12 protein-coding genes are annotated in these 17010 nt (G+C 36.3%); 7 read left to right on the top strand and 5 right to left on the bottom strand.

Annotated elements, in window-relative coordinates; genetic code table 11:
* Positions 1–6: 6 nt before the first annotated feature.
* Both QUH73_RS15265 and rnr read right to left on the bottom strand, forming a co-directional pair.
* A complete protein-coding gene (locus QUH73_RS15265; RefSeq protein ID WP_289531305.1) occupies positions 7–1359 on the bottom strand; it encodes a sigma-54-dependent transcriptional regulator in 1353 nt (450 codons plus the stop codon).
* A gap of 181 nt (positions 1360–1540) precedes the next feature.
* A complete protein-coding gene (gene rnr / locus QUH73_RS15270; protein WP_289531306.1) occupies positions 1541–3706 on the bottom strand; it encodes a ribonuclease R in 2166 nt (721 codons plus the stop codon).
* Between the two features lie 552 nt (positions 3707–4258).
* Here rnr and cysS point away from each other — a divergent pair.
* From cysS to QUH73_RS15285, 3 genes are all read left to right on the top strand, one after another.
* Complete coding sequence (cysS, locus tag QUH73_RS15275) at positions 4259–5731, top strand: cysteine--tRNA ligase (RefSeq protein ID WP_289531307.1); 1473 nt, start codon at positions 4259–4261, stop codon at positions 5729–5731.
* A 125-nt stretch (positions 5732–5856) separates the two neighbouring features.
* Positions 5857–6984 carry a glutaminyl-peptide cyclotransferase gene (locus QUH73_RS15280; RefSeq protein ID WP_289531308.1) on the top strand — a complete coding sequence of 376 codons (1128 nt, stop codon included), beginning with the start codon at positions 5857–5859 and terminating at the stop codon, positions 6982–6984.
* A 164-nt stretch (positions 6985–7148) separates the two neighbouring features.
* Complete coding sequence (locus QUH73_RS15285; protein WP_289531309.1) at positions 7149–8273, top strand: glycerate kinase; 1125 nt, start codon at positions 7149–7151, stop codon at positions 8271–8273.
* A gap of 40 nt (positions 8274–8313) precedes the next feature.
* Here the strand turns inward: QUH73_RS15285 and QUH73_RS15290 are convergent, their stop codons facing one another.
* From QUH73_RS15290 to QUH73_RS15300, 3 genes are read right to left on the bottom strand one after another with little or no spacing between them, the layout of a single operon-like run.
* On the bottom strand, positions 8314–9159 hold the full coding sequence (locus QUH73_RS15290; RefSeq protein WP_289531310.1) for a DUF3108 domain-containing protein: 846 nt from the start codon (positions 9157–9159) through the stop codon (positions 8314–8316).
* Between the two features lie 15 nt (positions 9160–9174).
* Complete coding sequence (locus QUH73_RS15295; RefSeq protein WP_289531311.1) at positions 9175–9486, bottom strand: MTH1187 family thiamine-binding protein; 312 nt, start codon at positions 9484–9486, stop codon at positions 9175–9177.
* Between the two features lie 2 nt (positions 9487–9488).
* The gene (locus QUH73_RS15300) at positions 9489–11375 is read right to left on the bottom strand and encodes an Ig-like domain-containing protein (RefSeq protein ID WP_289531312.1); all 1887 of its coding nucleotides are present in this window, start codon (positions 11373–11375) and stop codon (positions 9489–9491) included.
* 78 nt (positions 11376–11453) lie between these two features.
* Between QUH73_RS15300 and QUH73_RS15305 the strand changes: the two genes are divergently transcribed.
* The 4 genes from QUH73_RS15305 (at position 11454) to QUH73_RS15320 (ending at position 16987) form a co-directional block, all read left to right on the top strand.
* Positions 11454–12782, top strand: coding sequence for a hypothetical protein (locus tag QUH73_RS15305; RefSeq protein WP_289531313.1), 1329 nt, complete (start codon positions 11454–11456; stop codon positions 12780–12782).
* Between the two features lie 98 nt (positions 12783–12880).
* Positions 12881–13246: a hypothetical protein gene (locus QUH73_RS15310; protein ID WP_289531314.1), complete on the top strand. Its 366-nt coding sequence runs from the start codon at positions 12881–12883 to the stop codon at positions 13244–13246.
* 129 nt (positions 13247–13375) lie between these two features.
* Positions 13376–15823, top strand: a complete 2448-nt coding sequence (locus QUH73_RS15315) for a TonB-dependent receptor (RefSeq protein ID WP_289531315.1) — start codon at positions 13376–13378, stop codon at positions 15821–15823.
* A gap of 276 nt (positions 15824–16099) precedes the next feature.
* Positions 16100–16987: a hypothetical protein gene (locus tag QUH73_RS15320; protein ID WP_289531316.1), complete on the top strand. Its 888-nt coding sequence runs from the start codon at positions 16100–16102 to the stop codon at positions 16985–16987.
* Positions 16988–17010 lie beyond the last annotated feature (23 nt).

The raw sequence follows: 17010 nt of genomic DNA on the forward strand, positions 1-17010 counted from the left end.
CTATTTTTAAATATCGATTCCGTATTGTCTGATCTTATTGTATAGGGTTTTTCTGTCGATATTAAGCATTCTCGCGGCCTTCGATTTGTTATAATTCACCTTTCGGAGCGTGGATACAATTAGTTCCTTTTCGTTTGCGGCCTGAATTAATTTAAGATTGGAACCTTCTACAACAAAACTACTATTGGCATTGTCATTTAAGATTTCATTGGGTAAACTGGTTAGTTCTACTTTCTTTTCAGGACTAAGCAAAACAGATCTTCTTATAACATTTCGAAGTTCTCTTAAATTGCCCGGCCATGAATAGGATTTGAATTTTTCCAAAACCTCAGTGCTAAATCCTGTGATTTCTTTATTTAGCTCATTATTTGATAGTTCAAGAAAATAATTCGAAAACAGATCAATGTCTTCAATTCTGTTTCGCAAGGAAGGAACAGTAATTTTGAATTCGTTTAAACGATGGTAAAGATCTTCTCTAAAGTCTCCATTATTTACTGCTACTGATAAGTCTTCGTTGGTAGCGACAACAATCCGGACATCAACATCAATATCTTTATTGCTTCCAATTCTACGAACTTTACGTTCTTGTAAAGCTCTTAATAGCTTCATTTGAATTTCATAGGATAAATTTCCGATTTCGTCAAGAAACAAGGTGCCTCCCTGAGCTGATTCAAATTGACCTTCTTTATCGTTTATAGCTCCGGTAAATGAACCTTTTATATGACCGAATAGTTCGCTTCCTGCTAAATCTGTAGATAAAGCACCACAATCAACGGCAACGAAAGCCTTCTTTTTTCTTTTACTGTCAAAGTGAATTCTTCGGGCAGCAATTTCTTTTCCAGTACCGCTCTCACCTTCAATAATAACTGACATGTCTGTGGGCGCTACCAATTTAATGTATTGATCAATTTGTAAGGAATTTGAACTGTTTCCACTAACAAATTCAAGCTCTTCCTTGTTCTTTTTCTCTTTTGAATTTTTAGAACTCTTTGGATCTTCTGATTTTGCAAGAGCAGAATTGATTAGCAAGAGAATTTCATCTGGGTTAAGCGGTTTGGTTACATATTCAAACGCGCCCATTTTTATTGCACTCACAGCGGTTCTTATATCAGCATAAGAGGTCATAATAATAACAGGAACGTGTGGATGCATGGATTTGATTTTCTGAAGAAGTTCCAATCCATCAAAATCAGGCAAACGGAAATCACTTAATACAAGATCAAATTGATTGTTCTCCAATTTTTTCAATGCTTCTCCAGCAGAAAACACTGTATCTGCGTCAAAGTTTTTACGCTTTAGCAAGCCCTGAAGCATCAGGCAAATAGTTGGATCATCATCAATTATTAATATCTTTTTCATGCGGAACCTTACCTTTATTAATATGTGCGGGTTTCAATCAAAATTACATAAAAAGAGTGGATGAATGAAATGATGCCTCTCATTTTATCATTTATTAAGAAATGTGTTTTATTAAGTTGATTAACAATAGAAAAAAGGTTGGATTTCAAATAGGAAATCCCAACCTTATATTTCTTATGAATTAATTTTTTTTCTCTGAATCAGCTAATACAAAATCAAGTTGCTTGGCAACTAAATTTGCTTTGGCAACCAAAATTTCAACTTTATCTCCCAATTGATAAATTTTACGATGATTGCGTCCAACAATACAATAGTTGTCTTCGTCGAATTCGTAGAAATCGTCTTCTAATTCACGAATCGAAACCATTCCTTCGCATTTATTTTCATCCAATTCCACGTAAAATCCCCATTCGGTAACACCTGAAATAGTTCCTGTAAATTCTTGCCCAACATGTTCCTGCATGAATTCTACTTGCTTGTATTTTATAGATGCGCGTTCGGCTTGTGCCGCTTTTTGCTCCATTTCACTGCAATGTCGGCAATACTCTTCGTACTTCTCTTTATTTACCGATTTAGCACCTGAGAAATATTTCTCCAGCAATCTGTGAGCCATCATATCGGGATACCTTCTAATTGGCGAGGTGAAGTGTGAGTAATAATCGAAATGCAAGCCATAATGACCAATATTTACAGTAGAATATTCAGCTTTTGCCATGGAACGAATTGCCAGGGTTTCAACCAGATTCTGAATGTTTTCGCCTTTTACATCGTGCAATAAAGCGTTTAGCGAACTTGATATTGCTCCCGGATTTGTCGTTTTAAGACTGTATCCGAATTTTTGAATAAATTGGTTGAAGGTATTTAATTTCTCCGGATTTGGTTGATCATGAGTTCTGTAAATAAACGTTTTAGCGGTTTTTCCTTTTGGTACTCTTCCAATTACTTCAGCAACGCGTTTGTTCGCCAAAAGCATAAATTCCTCAATCAGCTTGTTCGAATCTTTTGATTCTTTAAAATAAACGCGTGTAGGTTTTCCTGTTTCATCAATTTCGAATTTCACTTCGAAACGATCAAAATCAATTGCTCCTTTTTTGAATCTTCTTTTGCGCAGCAATTTAGCCAGTTTATCCAATTCAAGAACTTCTTCACTAAAATCTCCTGCTCCTGTTTCAATGATATCCTGTGCTTCTTCGTAGGTGAATCGTCGGTTCGAATTAATTACGGTTTTACCAATCCATGTATTGATTACATCTGCAGTATCATCCATTTCGAAAACAGCAGAAAAAGTTAATTTTTCCTCATTGGGTCTCAATGAACATATTCCGTTCGATAAACGTTCCGGTAACATTGGAACCACCCGGTCTACCAAATAAACAGAGGTTGCTCTGTCAAAAGCTTCTTGTTCAATGATACTCCCTTTTCTCACGTAATGTGTAACATCAGCAATGTGAACACCAATTTCCCAGTTTCCATTCTCCAAAGCCCGAATCGACAACGCATCATCAAAATCTTTCGCATCGTGCGGATCGATGGTGAAGGTTGTAGCCTCTCTGAAGTCTCTGCGAAGAGCAATTTCTTCTTTTGTTATTACATCGGATATTTCCTCTGCGGCTTCGTTTACATTTTCAGGGAAAATATGTGGCAGATCAAACTCAGCCAGAATTGCATGCATCTCGGTATTGTTATCGCCTGGTTTACCCAAAACAGTTGTAATCTGACCAACCGGATTTTTCGATTTTTTTGGCCATTCAGTTATTTGTGCAATTGCTTTATCGCCATTCTGAGCTCCATTCAACTTTGCCAAAGGAATAAATATATCGTATGGCATTTGTTTGCCGGAAGAGACCAGAAATGCGTAATTCTTGGACACATCAACGATTCCTACAAAAGTGGTTTTCTTTCTTTTAACGATTTCAACCACTTCACCTTCGGGTTGTTTGCTTTTTTTACGTGCATACAAGGAAACTTTAACGATATCGCCATGTAAAGCTCTGTTTAAATTTGCCTGTGATACAAAAACATCTTCTTCAATTTCTTCCGAAACAATAAATGCAGATCCACGCGCAGTCATATCTACTTTGCCGGTAATATTGCCAATTTTCGATTTCAATTTGTATTTTCCAGTGGAGATTTCACTTAAAACATCTAAATCAACCATATCGCAAAGAATTCCGACTACAAGCTGTTTTGTGCCCATGTCTTTAATTCCCAGTTCACTTGAAATTTGTTTGTAATTAAGTGTTTTAGTTGGGTTTTGAGCGAATATTCCATCAATTAGTTTTGAAAGACTTTGGCGGTTATGTGTTGGACTTCCTTTTCTATGTTCTTTTTTATTTTTTTTTGACATTTCTTAAATTTTATAATTCTACTATTGAATTAACCTTGTATGAGTTGACAGTTTAAAGTAAGAATAAAAAATGTATTTATAATGGTATAATTATTATTACATTCTTAAGATTTTCTTCTCAGCCTATGTGTCACATCTCACCTTCCAAATTAGATCAATTTCTATATTTTTTTTGTTGTTATTTCCTTTATTGATTTTCCTTTACATTCAATGAGGAAAGTGAATGTATTCTGGTAATCTTGCTAATGACGGTAATCGCAATTAAGGATATTGGAAAGAATATTTTATGTCACAAAGATAGTGAAGGAATCTATATAGACAATAAAAAGAGTGGATTATGATTGAACACAAAGTTGGATTGTTGATTTTAAGCTCAAATTTTTGAGTTGAATGGAGTTTTATTCACGTAGTTTATTCCTTGGTAAAGTTGGGAATCAGGATAAAATGGTGCCTATCTATCAGAATTCTAAAGTTATTCGCAAGATATTTTATGGCGAGCAATAATTTTTTATAATTTTACACACCCAATAGAATTTCGATTATATTACAGTTATGGAAAATAAGTTGTTCATTTATAATACACTAAATCGTAAGAAAGAATTGTTTGAACCCATTAATGCTCCCCATGTTGGGCTGTATGTATGTGGTCCGACAGTATATGGAGATGCGCATTTGGGTCATGCCCGACCAGCAATCACATTCGATTTGGTTTTTCGTTACTTAATGCATCTTGGATATAAAGTTCGCTACGTTAGAAACATTACCGATGTAGGACATTTGGTGAATGATGCAGATGAGGGCGAAGATAAAATTGCCAAAAAGGCTCGTTTGGAACAACTGGAGCCAATGGAAATTGTGCAGTTTTTCACCGATCGTTATCACAATGATATGAATGATTTGAATGTATTGAAGCCAAGTATCGAGCCTCGTGCATCAGGACATATTATTGAGCAAATGGAGGTGATTGATAAATTGCTTGCGAATGGGTTTGCCTACGAGAGTGAAGGTTCTGTTTATTTTGATGTGAAAGCATACAGCGAAAAATACGATTACGGCAAGTTATCAGGAAGAAAAATTGAAGAGTTGCTTTCAAACACCCGCGATTTAGAAGGACAAAGTGAAAAGAAAAACAGTTTTGACTTTGCTCTTTGGAAAAAAGCGACTCCGGAGCATATTATGCGCTGGCCTTCGAAATGGAGTGATGGATTTCCTGGCTGGCATTTGGAATGTTCTGCAATGAGTCAGAAATATCTGGGTGCTAAATTTGATATCCACGGAGGTGGACTGGATCTGCAATTTCCGCATCACGAATGTGAGATTGCTCAATCAACAGGCTCGAATGGTCACGAAGCCGTAAAATACTGGATGCATAACAACATGATCACCATCAATGGTCAGAAGATGGGTAAATCATTGGGAAACTTTGTGAATTTATCTTCTATGTTTTCAGGAGAGAATGATGTATTGGAGCAGGCATACAGTCCGATGACAGTTCGTTTTTTCATGCTTCAGGCTCATTACCGCAGTCCGTTGGATTTTTCGAACGATGCGCTTCAGGCTGCAGAGAAAGGTTTTAAACGTTTGATGACGGCTGTTGCAACGATAGATAAAATACAAGCATCGGCTTCTTCTTCCAATTCAGTAGAGGAATTAAAAGCGAAGTGCTATGAGGCATTAAATGATGATTTTAATACACCGATATTAATTGCTCACTTGTTTGATGGAGTGAAGATGATTAATTCATTAGTTGTTGGAAAGGAAACGATTACTGCTTCTGATCTTGCAGGATTAAAGGATTTGTATCACAATTTGGTGTTTGACGTGTTGGGCTTGAAAGATGAAGGTGAATCAGGAGGGAATAACGAAATACTCGATAAGGTTGTTCGTTTGCTGCTTTCGACCCGCGACGAGGCCAAAAAGAATAAAGATTGGTCTACCGCCGATAAAATACGAGATGAATTGACCAATTTGGGCATTGTTGTAAAAGACACCAAAGACGGTTACGAGTGGGAAATTTTAAAATAATACAAACTGTCCTGATGTATCAGGGCAGTTTTTTATTTTTTAGCTAATTTTAAAGCTTGTAATACCATACTGCATCCAAAACTAATTGTTGTTTTAACTGATCGTTTTATCCTAAAAGAATTACTATGAATACTCACTCTTTTTTATCGCTTGTTTGTTCTTTGCTGTTAGTCTCGTGTAATGGCAAGAGTGTAAACAATAATAAGCTTACCGATAAAAGCCTTGATGAGCAGACAGAAAAAACGACAGTGATTGTTAATAGTTTGCGTTTAAAACAACCGCATCGGGGTGATTTGTATACCATGGGAGGAGATGTTGAAATAGAAATGACTCCCAGAAATAGGGCGGCCGGAATAGACTCTGCCCAGTTTTGGGCTGACGAGACTTTAATTGGAAGTTTGACCGATGAGCCATGGATTATGAAATGGGTTCCTGAGGATCAAAAAATGGGGAAACACAACCTGAAGGTGATGGCTTATCATGAGGATGGTACCATTGGTGTTGTTTCTACTTTTGTAGATTTAAAAACAAATATTCCGCCAGTTGAATATTCATATAAAATTGTAAATGAGTTTCCCCACGATAGAGGTGCTTATACCCAAGGATTGTTTTATCATGAAGGATTTCTATATGAGGGAACAGGGCAAAGAGGAGAATCTACTTTGCGTAAGGTTAAATTAGAGGATGGTGAGGCTCTTTCGGTTAAGAATCTAGAGCAGGAATATTTTGGGGAAGGAATTACGTTTTCTAAGGGTAAAATTATTCAATTGACCTGGAATGCGAAAAAAGTTTTTGTTGTTGATCCTGTAACTTTTGAACAGGAGGATACTTTTGAGCCAAATACAACTAATCATCAAGGTTGGGGAATTACATCAGTTAACAATGAGTTGATTCTTTCGGATGGGACAAATGTGCTGACAGTTCTTGATGCTGACAATTATAGTTGGAAGAGAATAATTGAAGTGTATGATAATTCGGGAATGGTAACCAATTTGAATGAATTGGAATACATAAATGGAAAAATTTATGCCAATGTTTGGCTTACCGACCGCATTGTAATTATAAATCCGGAAACGGGAAGAGTGGAAGGCAATTTAAATTTAGGTAAGATTTTAAAATTGGCCGACAAGAAAATATTGGTAGAGGGAGACGAGGTATTGAATGGAATAGCATGGGATTCTATTAATAATCGTTTGTTTGTTACCGGTAAAAGATGGCCTAAACTTTTTGAGATTAAAATAGATAAACAATAAGCTCCTTTTTTTTCATTTCGTAGAAATGATGTATCAATTAAAATCTCAGGCTGGTCATGCTCTGACTGTAAACAAGCCGACCCTGTCAGGTATGACTTGGGTAAATCTAAAAGAATTATTTTATAAGATGAGTTTTGATGTTAATCTGGTATAACTCACCAATGATGACAAAAATTATTTTAGCTCCGGATAAATTCAAAGGCTCCTTAACCGGAATTGAATTTTGTGATGCTGTTGAGAGAGGGATCAGAAAACACACTTCTGATGTTGAGATCATCAAACTACCGTTGGCCGATGGCGGCGATGGAACCATCGAAGTCCTGAACTTTTATCTGGCAGGAGAAATGAACTCCATCGAGGTTCACGATCCGCTGCATCGAGAGATTAATGCCTCCTATTTGTATTCCAAAGAGAAAAAGACCGCTTACATTGAGATGGCTGAAGCTTCGGGAATTCGTTTGCTAAAAGGCGATGAGGCAAATCCAATGCTGACAAGTACTTATGGAACCGGCGAATTAATTAAAGATGCGCTGGACAAAGGTGCAGAACACATTATTTTGGGTATTGGAGGAAGTGCAACCAACGATGCCGGTTTGGGCATGGCGCGGGCATTGGGTTACGTCTTTTTCGATGAAAATAATAATGAGTTGAAAGGTACTGGAAAAGATTTAATTCTCCTCAATTCCATTGATCATTCGGCAGTTCATCCAAGACTAAAAAGCGTAAAGTTCGAAGTTGCCTGCGATGTGGATAATCCTTTGTTTGGCGAAAATGGAGCGGCTTATATTTACTCTCCGCAAAAAGGAGCTGCACCAAAAATGGTACTGGAATTGGATGCCGGCTTACAGCATTTTAACGAAGTGGTTAAAAAACAATTTGAACTCGATTTACAGCAAATAAGTGGTGCAGGCGCAGCAGGTGGTTTGGGCGCCGGGTGCATTCTGTTTTTAAATGCAGCCTTGAATTCAGGCATCGATTTACTAAAAAAGGAGGCCAATTTTGATGCGCTCATTAAAGGTGCCGATTGGATAATTACCGGAGAAGGAAAATTGGATGAGCAGACCTTCTCGGGGAAAGTTATTCGCGGTGTATTGGATTCCGTTAGTGATCAAAAACTGACAATCTTTTGCGGCCTTGTTGATCTCGATGAGGCAAGAGTAAAAGAAATGAATATCCATCACATATCCGAAGTTACCCAATATGCCGCAAGTATTGAAGATTCCATTCAGAATGCTTTTGCCTATTTGGAAAAAGCAGCGGAAGATTTTGCCCTAAAGTTTTTGCAATAAATCGAACCACTACTAGTCCGGGAACCGGTCAGAAAAAATCTTATTCCGCAATATCAAGATTCCCTTTGTTACTCTTGAAGAAAGAATTTTTGGTGTTTCGCAGGCCGTCGTAGCTCTCCAGAATTCCCTTAACACTGCCAACCAACACTTTTGCTTCCACCATAATCGGAATGCGGTTGTCGTCGTTGCTTAGCCAAACGGTCATGTCTTCGCCACCTTTAAACATGGTGCCTTCAACCAAAAGGGGAGAGAATTTGAGGCATTCGAAACGTTCACCCGAATTTGCTTTGATGGTTTCCAATCCGCGATAACGAATGTATAGGGAGTGAATTTCATTATCAATCAGCATCGAAATCGGAATTTTATCGCCTTTCTTGTATTTCGAGAAATCGAGATTCCGCACGTAGTAGGCAACCGATAAAATATCGAAAGTGCAGGGCTTGTTTTTTAGCGTATCGAGTTTTACAGGCTTATCGCGTTTCTGAATTTGTGATCTAATCTGATTCGATTTGTAATCAAACCAATACTCATGATGTGCATCGTATTTGGCTTCATGAGTTCGTCTGTCGAAGTAGAGTGGAGCAAGAGTTTTAGCGTCGGCATAGCAGCTTAATGTATCTCTAAGCTTAAAAAACCAGTCGAATGCTTTCGCATTTTTGCCTTCGCCTTTTATTTTGAATACCTCTTTATTTTGAAACTGGTCTGTTTTTACAGACAGTTCAACTTCACCCGCAGCAACCCAAATAAATCCCCAGTTGTAGTACCCTCTGAAAACTAATTTTTCGCCCGATTGAAATGCAAAATTTTCTACGACACACTGAGATTTCATGTCTTGGGCAAAACACATCAGGATGATAAGAATTAGAAAGGATATTTTCTTTAACACGATAATTAATTAAACCTATTTATTAACCTTGCCAATCTTATTTTCGATGGCTTCTACTTTGGTTTTTAGTCGATTGTGTTTGTTCTTCTGAATATCAATCGTCATTGTAGTATAAACACGTTCAGAATCGTCTGCTAAAAGATCATAACAGCGGTTCACAAGCGCTAAAGCTTCCGGTAACGCATCAGTCTCAATCAGCGTTCCCATTGCTGTTAGCTGGTAGCTAATACCGCTTTCGCGGATCAACTCAATAACCTGACTAACTTGTTTGCTTACGCTATCACCTTTGTCGGTTGGGAAAATAGCAAATTCCAGAAGTACTGACATATCTAATTGTTGTTTTTGGTTCTTGTTTTCTTTTTATTTTTTTCAGCATCTTTCAGTAATGCTTTTTCAAGCTTTTTCTGCCTTTTTTGCTCAAGTTCTATTAAATGCTGATTGAAATTTATTTCCGGACCATTTTCCGGAATATAAATACGATCTTCTACATCGAAATACGAACGGACTTTAATTTCTTTTCTAAAGTAATGAACCATTTCAGGCTGAAGACCTTCTTTGTAATTGCCTGTGTCCCATTTACCGTTGTCGTTCTCATCTACAATTAATTTAATGATATAGGTGTCAGGAGCTAAATAATCGAATATTACGGTTTGATCGGAATAAATCCTTTTTGTCTGAACAATCCCTTCACTTTTATTGTTTTTTAATAGTTGAACAATCAGCGGCTTTTTTACGTTGGATACATTCAATAAGATTTTTCCGTAATATTCTTCTTCCCGGGTTGTCATTTTCCCATTGTATTTATCGCTGTACAAACCATAAATATTGCGAAATGCGGTAGAATCAAACTCAACTTTATATTGGGTTTCTGCTTTCCAGTCAATTTTTATATGATAACGAAGAATAGCAGCAGAATCTTGCTCTATTTTATAATCAACAGGTATTAGTAATGTATCCTGAACTTGATACAAATGAATACTGTCTTTGTTGATTTCGGCAAGAGGCTCATTAAAATCAATAATTACATCTTTATTTAAATCCTGGGAACTACTGGCATTGAATTTAAATTCATACATAGGAATTTTAATTTTTGCCTGTTTCTTTTTATTCCTCGAAGCTTTTGCTTTTTTAGGAGCCTTATAATTTAATTTAACTGTATCGGTAAAGCTTACAAGTTTACCCAACGAGTCAGTTTTTAAATATTCCAGTTTCGCCAAAAGAGTATCTCTTTGGTAAATAGTCGAATCGGTTATCCAATAGGAAAGAGTATCGTTTGTTCTATTTTTTTCAAGCAAAAACCAATTTGGATCTTCATCAACATCAATAAAATCAATTTTAAGACTATCAGTTCTTTTCGAGTTAAATTCAAAATAGATCTGTTCTCTTCGTTCTCTTTTGTAGGTTGTAAGGTATTGCAGAGGATTTTCTTCATCAAACATTCTAAGGTAAATATTTGACGGTTCTGTTGTCATCATTTGTCTTACAACAAGGGAGTCAGCACTAATGCTGTCCAATTGTTCGTAAGTATGCACTGTCGGCGTAATAATGTCATTGCTAAAACCGATCATTTCGCCGGGGCCATTGTACAGAAAATCGCGGTTTCCATCAACAATTGCAAATAGCTTATAATCTCCGCTGCTCAAATTATTCAGCTGAAAATAACCTGCCGAATCGGTTTTAGCAACATAACTTGGAATTACTGTAAAGGGAACAGAATCATTCGTATTTAAGTAAGCCATTACCATTGCTTTTTCAACGGGTAATTGATTGAAGGAATTATCTAGTTTTCCTTTAATGCTTAATGAATCCAGTTGGTTACCTGTTGAGAAAACAAATTGATATTCTCCCAAAGGATTCCCTTCATTGTTATCGGCAATGCCATTTCCAAAATCGAGAGTATAGGTTGTGTTTTCACGAAGTTTCTCTTCTAACTTCACATAGATAGAACGACCTTTTAATTTCACCAAAGGTTTCTTTTTTAGTGGCGGGGAAATTGTGAAATTTGAACTTATATCTTTTAGCTGAACAAATTCATCAAAGAAAATTTCTACTTTTCCACCTTTAAAGTTTGTTGAGTAGTTTTGAGGCTTGGTCAATGTAACCTTTGGAGCTGTATGATCAAGAGGTCCTCCGGTAGGCATTCCCTTTCGTGCACATGAATATAGTAAGGTTGAAATTGCAAATCCCAAAAGGATATAAAACGCTATCTTTTTCAAATTGATTAGTTTTGATATTTGATTATTAGGCAACAAAATTACAAAGATTCAAAACAAAAATAAGTTAATAAAAGTAAAATGGTGGACTCCTTGCAATATTCCGTGTTAAAAAGAGATAAGTTTTTTGAAACAGCAGCAAATACTCAATTCGATTTTGTAATACTAAGTGTTGGTATAAAGGAGGTTCTGTTTGCTCTTTTGGCTGTTGTTAACGGATATAAATGCGCCATTTTAACCGAAAATGATTTTCAAGAATCTTTGCATCCGATTGTTGATACTTCGGAAAGTACACATCCTTTAGTTCTTGCTTTTCGAAACCGTTTCCCTCATTTAATTTTACCCGATGAATATTTAAAAGTAAAACGAAACGCTTCAAAATGGGAAAAAATATTTTCGGGAAGTATTCGTGATAAGGATATTTCAAAATACGAATCGGCTCTTATTACAGAAGCAGATGATGCTGTTTACATTGATAAGGAATTTAAGATCTCAACAAATCGCTTGTTACTTTCTTTACTGAAAAGTGCAGTTCAACAGGGAGCTGTAATTCTAAATCATGTTACAACAGAGATAAAAAGCAACTCAGAGATTGTATGTTGCGATAAAGTAGATGCAAATTCTAAAACGTATACCATTTCCTATCAATCGCAGCTTTCTTTTTCAGCGATAAATAAAACAAAGACCAAGACCGAAATCAGGTTCTGGTTGCATAAAAAAGACTTATTCTTAAAACGAAGTTTGAAGTTTAGTCTGGATGGTGTTTTGATAAGAATGCTTAGGTATCAGGATTATTTTATGATTGTTTGCGATTCACAATTGGATAACAGGCAATTTGTTAGGATGATTATTCAGGAAATAAACCGAATCGTGAAACGTGAGAATGAATTCAACGAAGATGATATTATCAGTTCAGAATTGGTAGAGACAACATCAAATGATTCTTTGAAAAATCACCTTACGGATTTTGCCAAAGTTGTTGAAAATAAGCTTTCCATTTCTTTCTCTCAATTACTACAGCTAATTCCATCACTACCGGTTATCGATGCACAATTTGAAGGAAAAACAGAAATACAGCAGCTAATCGAATTTGGAGATTATCGTTTTGATGAGGCAAAGCAAACCGGTGTGCACCCGGTACCTTTTAAAAATATGTTTTACCGATTTGGATCAGGAATAGAAGAACTAACGGAAAAAGCTTACGAATTACGAGCACAATTTGGCCCGGGAAATGATTTGTGGGTTTACGTTCAGTTTTGGTATTTGTATCAGAACGAGATGGTTTGCTCCAAAGAAGATTACATTTCCCGAATCAGAAAATCTAAGCCTGTTTTGGAATCCGATTTAGTTGCTTCTGAGGATGTTGTACAGGAATATTTCAATCTTTTTAATGAAAATCATGTTAAGTAACATGCTTGGTGTTTATGAATACCAACATATAGGTATTGTTAAACGAATCACGACTTCCTACTTTTGAACCGTAATGTTAATGCCAATTTAATTCGTACATGAACGGTTTTCGAAAAATAAAAATAGCAATTGTAAGTATACTGCTCCCGGCAATGATTTTGTTGGCGGGTAATGCTGTTTTTAATTGGCACGTTCATAGACAAGTTGATGGAACTTTAATCGTTCATGCTCATCCCTATCAAAAATCAGGGAGTTCTAACGGAACAACAAATCATCATCATTCTTCTCATGAATGTTTTTCATTGCAACAATTTACGAGTTTCCTGTTTGCGCTCGCTTCTGTATTCTATTTAGCTGCATTAATAGGAAAATCTTATGAAATTAGTAATGTCTACCACCTTTTTATTAAGAAAGGAATTATAAGTTCTCTTCTTGACAACAGGGCTCCACCTGCCTTCCTGTAACACCTTTATTATCACCTGAAAAGGTCCATTTAAAATTAGAGTATGTAACTGTTTCCTGATACTGGTTGATAGTATGAGGGAGTGTTATGTATATCAATAAATACAAACATCAAAAAAATATACCTTATAATGAGATTACTAACTCATCTATCTATTAGCATTGCTGTGCTAATTAGTCTGGCATTTTCTGTTTCTGCCGAAAATATTACTTCAAGTGTAAAAGGAAAAGTGATTGACAGTAACAGCAGCAAACCCATTCCTTATGCCAGTGTTGCTCTTGAAGGATTGAGCATGGGAGCAGTAACAAATTTCGATGGTGAATTTGTAATCGAGAATGTTCCTGTGGGGCATTATCATGTAATTGCCTCTTGTGTAGGATACAAATTGGATAAGAAGGAATTGGAACTAAAAGGAGGAAAGAGCTCTGTTCTTGAATTTAGAATAGCAGAAGATTTTATTGGCCTGGATCAGGTTGTGGTTACGGCCGATCGAAATAGTATTCAGCGAAAAGATGCTCCGGTTGTTGTGAATTCTATATCTACTAAGTTGCTGGAACAAACATCATCAGCAAACTTGGCTGATGGTTTGGTTTTTTCTCCGGGTTTACGAGTAGAGAATAATTGTAACAATTGTGGTTTTTCGCAAGTAAGAATGAATGGTTTGGAAGGACCATATACGCAGATATTAATTAACAGCAGAGCTATTTTTAGCGGATTGGCCGGAGTATACGGATTGGAACACATTCCGGCAAGTATGATTCAGCGTGTAGAGATTGTACGCGGAGGTGGTTCAGCTCTTTTTGGAGGGAATGCAATTGCCGGAACAATTAATATCATTACAAAAGATCCTGTTGCCAATACTTTTAAAGCAGGAGTTAAATATGGAGCTGTAGGTATTGGTGTTGATGGTGGTGGAGATGCTGCCAGTGATATGACTGCCGATTTTAATGCGTCAGTTGTTTCTGAAGATCATAACAGCGGGATATTTATTTTTGGTGTGAACCGTCAGCGCGACGATTGGGATGCAAATAAGGATGGTTATTCCGACATGGTTAAATTGAAAAATATAAGTGCCGGTTTGCGTGCTTATCATCGTCTTTCAGATTTAGCCAAATTAACTTTGGAATATCATGTAGTTGATGAGTACCGAAGAGGAGGAGATCAGCTAAATTTAAAAGCTCACGAAGCTACTGTTGCCGAAGAAGTAAGTCATCGTATTAATTCAGGAAGTTTGGCCTGGGATCAATACTTTAGCCAGGATCGAATCAGTAAATTGTCTGTTTACGCTTCGGGACAAAGTATCGATAGAGATAGTTACTATGGAGCTGCCACTATTTATGATGAAAATGGTGCAGAATTATCTACACCAATTCCTGATTATGGTGCGTATGGTCAAACTGATGATTTGGCTGTTTCTGCCGGAGTGCAATTCTTTACAAAGTTTGATAATCTATTTTTCGCTCCTGCCGATATCACTCTTGGGTTAGAGAATGTTTACAACAGTCTGAAAGATGATAAATTGGGGTATTATGATTTTACAAATAATGAATTTGTGAAAACAACCAACATTGCCGATCAAACCTCAAATACCATAGGTGCATTTGCTCAAAGTAAATGGGATTTAGGAGCTGTAAAATTTCTATTGGGTGTAAGAATGGATTCCTATGAAATTAAAAATTCTGCGGAAAAGTCCAATTATTCAAATACAGTATTTAGTCCCAGAGCTAACGTGTTATTCGATATCTTTAAAGGTTCGCAATTGCGGGTTAGTTATGCAAGAGGTTTTAGAGCTCCGCAAATTTTCGATGAGGATTTACACATTGAAGCTTCAACGGCCAGAAGAATAACACACGAATTGGCTGATGATTTAACAGAGGAGAAATCAAACAGTTATACAGTATCCTGGGATTACACCAAATCCTTTGGTAAAATGCAGACCTATTTTCTTGCAGAGGGTTTTAATACCCAATTAATAGATCCTTTCTTTAATGAATTTAGTGAGGTAGATGCGAGTGGAAATATGGTTATGCTTCGAAAAAATGCCAATGGCGCAGTCGTTAAGGGAATGAATTTTGAATTCAAATTAGCTCCTTCTTATAAATTCGATTTTCAAATGGGTTTGACCATCCAATCCAGTAAATACGATGATGCTGTTGATCAGGGAGAGGATGAGGATACAGCCAATACTACTACTGATGATATTTTGAGAACGCCAGAGCAGTATGGCTATTTTGCAATGAACTGGAAACCCCTTCATGAGTTTACTACTACCTTATCAGGCTCATATACCGGACCAATGAATTTGATTCACTTAAGCGGAGGAGATGATAAATATGGGAATGAGATTCAGGAAAGTTTAGTGAAATCAGATCGTTTTATGGATTTGGGAATCAACTTTGCTTACCATTTCGATTTAGGCAGTGATGTGAAGTTACAGTTTGATTTGGGGATGAAGAATATCTTCAATTCTTTTCAGGATGATTTTGATTTTGGCCCATCTCGTGATGCCGGTTACGTTTATGGTCCTTTAAATCCAAGAACAATCTATTTTGGTGTGAAATTGGGTAACATCCTGTAGAAAAAATCTACCTCATAAAAAACAAACTATAGGGTTAGTTTGGTAACGGGGCGCATTCTTTAACAGGATGTTAGCTCCGTTATTTTGTTTAGTGATTTCAGGTTTCGAAATTTGGTTTGTTTATTGCTGTGGTTCAATTGACAATTGTATTTGGTTTTACAATGCATTGATTCTATTCATTATTGATGAGCAGCATGTACTCAAACAAATATGAATTTGAGAATACTATTAAAAAAAAGATAAGTAAATTTGTTCGAATTAATTAAGTAGAGTTTTATGACAGAGATTAAAGGTAAGAGTAAAAAAGACAACATTTATATTGGGGTGTTGTCAACTTTAGGGGTAATTCTTGTGATTTTAGCGGTAATGTATTACATGGAACATAGAGATAATAAGCGCTATATCTCCGAAATTACTACCGAAAAAATAAGTTTGGAAAACGAATTGAAATTACTTTCACAGGATTATGATTCTCTGCAAACCAGCAACGATACCTTGAATGTTCAGCTGAAAATGGAGCAGGAAAAGATAAATGAACTTTTAGATCGAATGAAAGTATTTCGAAACAATTCTTATTTCGAAATTAATAAATACAAAAAGGAGTTAGGAACTTTAAAAGGAGTATTAAGGGATTATATTGTTCAAATCGATTCTCTAAATACACGCAATCAATTGCTTACTGCGGAAAACGTGAGGGTTAAAAAGCAAATCGATTGGGTAAAAGACCGTAATACCAAACTTGAGGAATCAACCGAAACAATGAAAGAAGTAATCAGCAAAGCTGCTACTCTTTCATTAGTGGATCTTGCTTGTTCTCCTATAAATAGAAAAGGCAAAGAGGTGAAAAAGATTTCCAAAACGGAAAAATTGGTCACCAATTTTACGATTCAAAAGAATGTAACTGCATCAACTGGGGTTAAAGCAATATTTGTGCGTATTACCCGACCTGATGAAGTTGTTTTGGGTAATCCGGAAAATCTTTTATTCGATTTTGAGAATACTAAACTTAGCTATTCTGCATCACGAGAGATTGATTATGAAGGGGAACAGCTTGATGTTGCTGTATTCTGGGATAACGACGGAAGTCTTATTGAAGGAGAATATAAAGTGGATGTTTTCGCTGAAGGAAACCATATTGGTTCAGCTAAATTTTTGCTGAAATAATTGCTGAAACTGCAGAAATGAAA

The organism is Labilibaculum sp. K2S (genome assembly GCF_030372765.1).
Taxonomy (GTDB): domain Bacteria; phylum Bacteroidota; class Bacteroidia; order Bacteroidales; family Marinifilaceae; genus Labilibaculum.

What these genes read in the sequence shown, in the direction of transcription:
- QUH73_RS15265 (WP_289531305.1), bottom strand. Translation starts at nt 1,359, where the DNA reads ATGAAAAAGATATTAATAATTGATGATGATCCAACTATTTGCCTGATG.
- rnr (WP_289531306.1), bottom strand. Translation starts at nt 3,706, where the DNA reads ATGTCAAAAAAAAATAAAAAAGAACATAGAAAAGGAAGTCCAACACAT.
- cysS (WP_289531307.1), top strand. Translation starts at nt 4,259, where the DNA reads ATGGAAAATAAGTTGTTCATTTATAATACACTAAATCGTAAGAAAGAA.
- QUH73_RS15280 (WP_289531308.1), top strand. Translation starts at nt 5,857, where the DNA reads ATGAATACTCACTCTTTTTTATCGCTTGTTTGTTCTTTGCTGTTAGTC.
- QUH73_RS15285 (WP_289531309.1), top strand. Translation starts at nt 7,149, where the DNA reads ATGACAAAAATTATTTTAGCTCCGGATAAATTCAAAGGCTCCTTAACC.
- QUH73_RS15295 (WP_289531311.1), bottom strand. Translation starts at nt 9,486, where the DNA reads ATGTCAGTACTTCTGGAATTTGCTATTTTCCCAACCGACAAAGGTGAT.
- QUH73_RS15305 (WP_289531313.1), top strand. Translation starts at nt 11,454, where the DNA reads ATGGTGGACTCCTTGCAATATTCCGTGTTAAAAAGAGATAAGTTTTTT.
- QUH73_RS15310 (WP_289531314.1), top strand. Translation starts at nt 12,881, where the DNA reads ATGAACGGTTTTCGAAAAATAAAAATAGCAATTGTAAGTATACTGCTC.
- QUH73_RS15315 (WP_289531315.1), top strand. Translation starts at nt 13,376, where the DNA reads ATGAGATTACTAACTCATCTATCTATTAGCATTGCTGTGCTAATTAGT.
- QUH73_RS15320 (WP_289531316.1), top strand. Translation starts at nt 16,100, where the DNA reads ATGACAGAGATTAAAGGTAAGAGTAAAAAAGACAACATTTATATTGGG.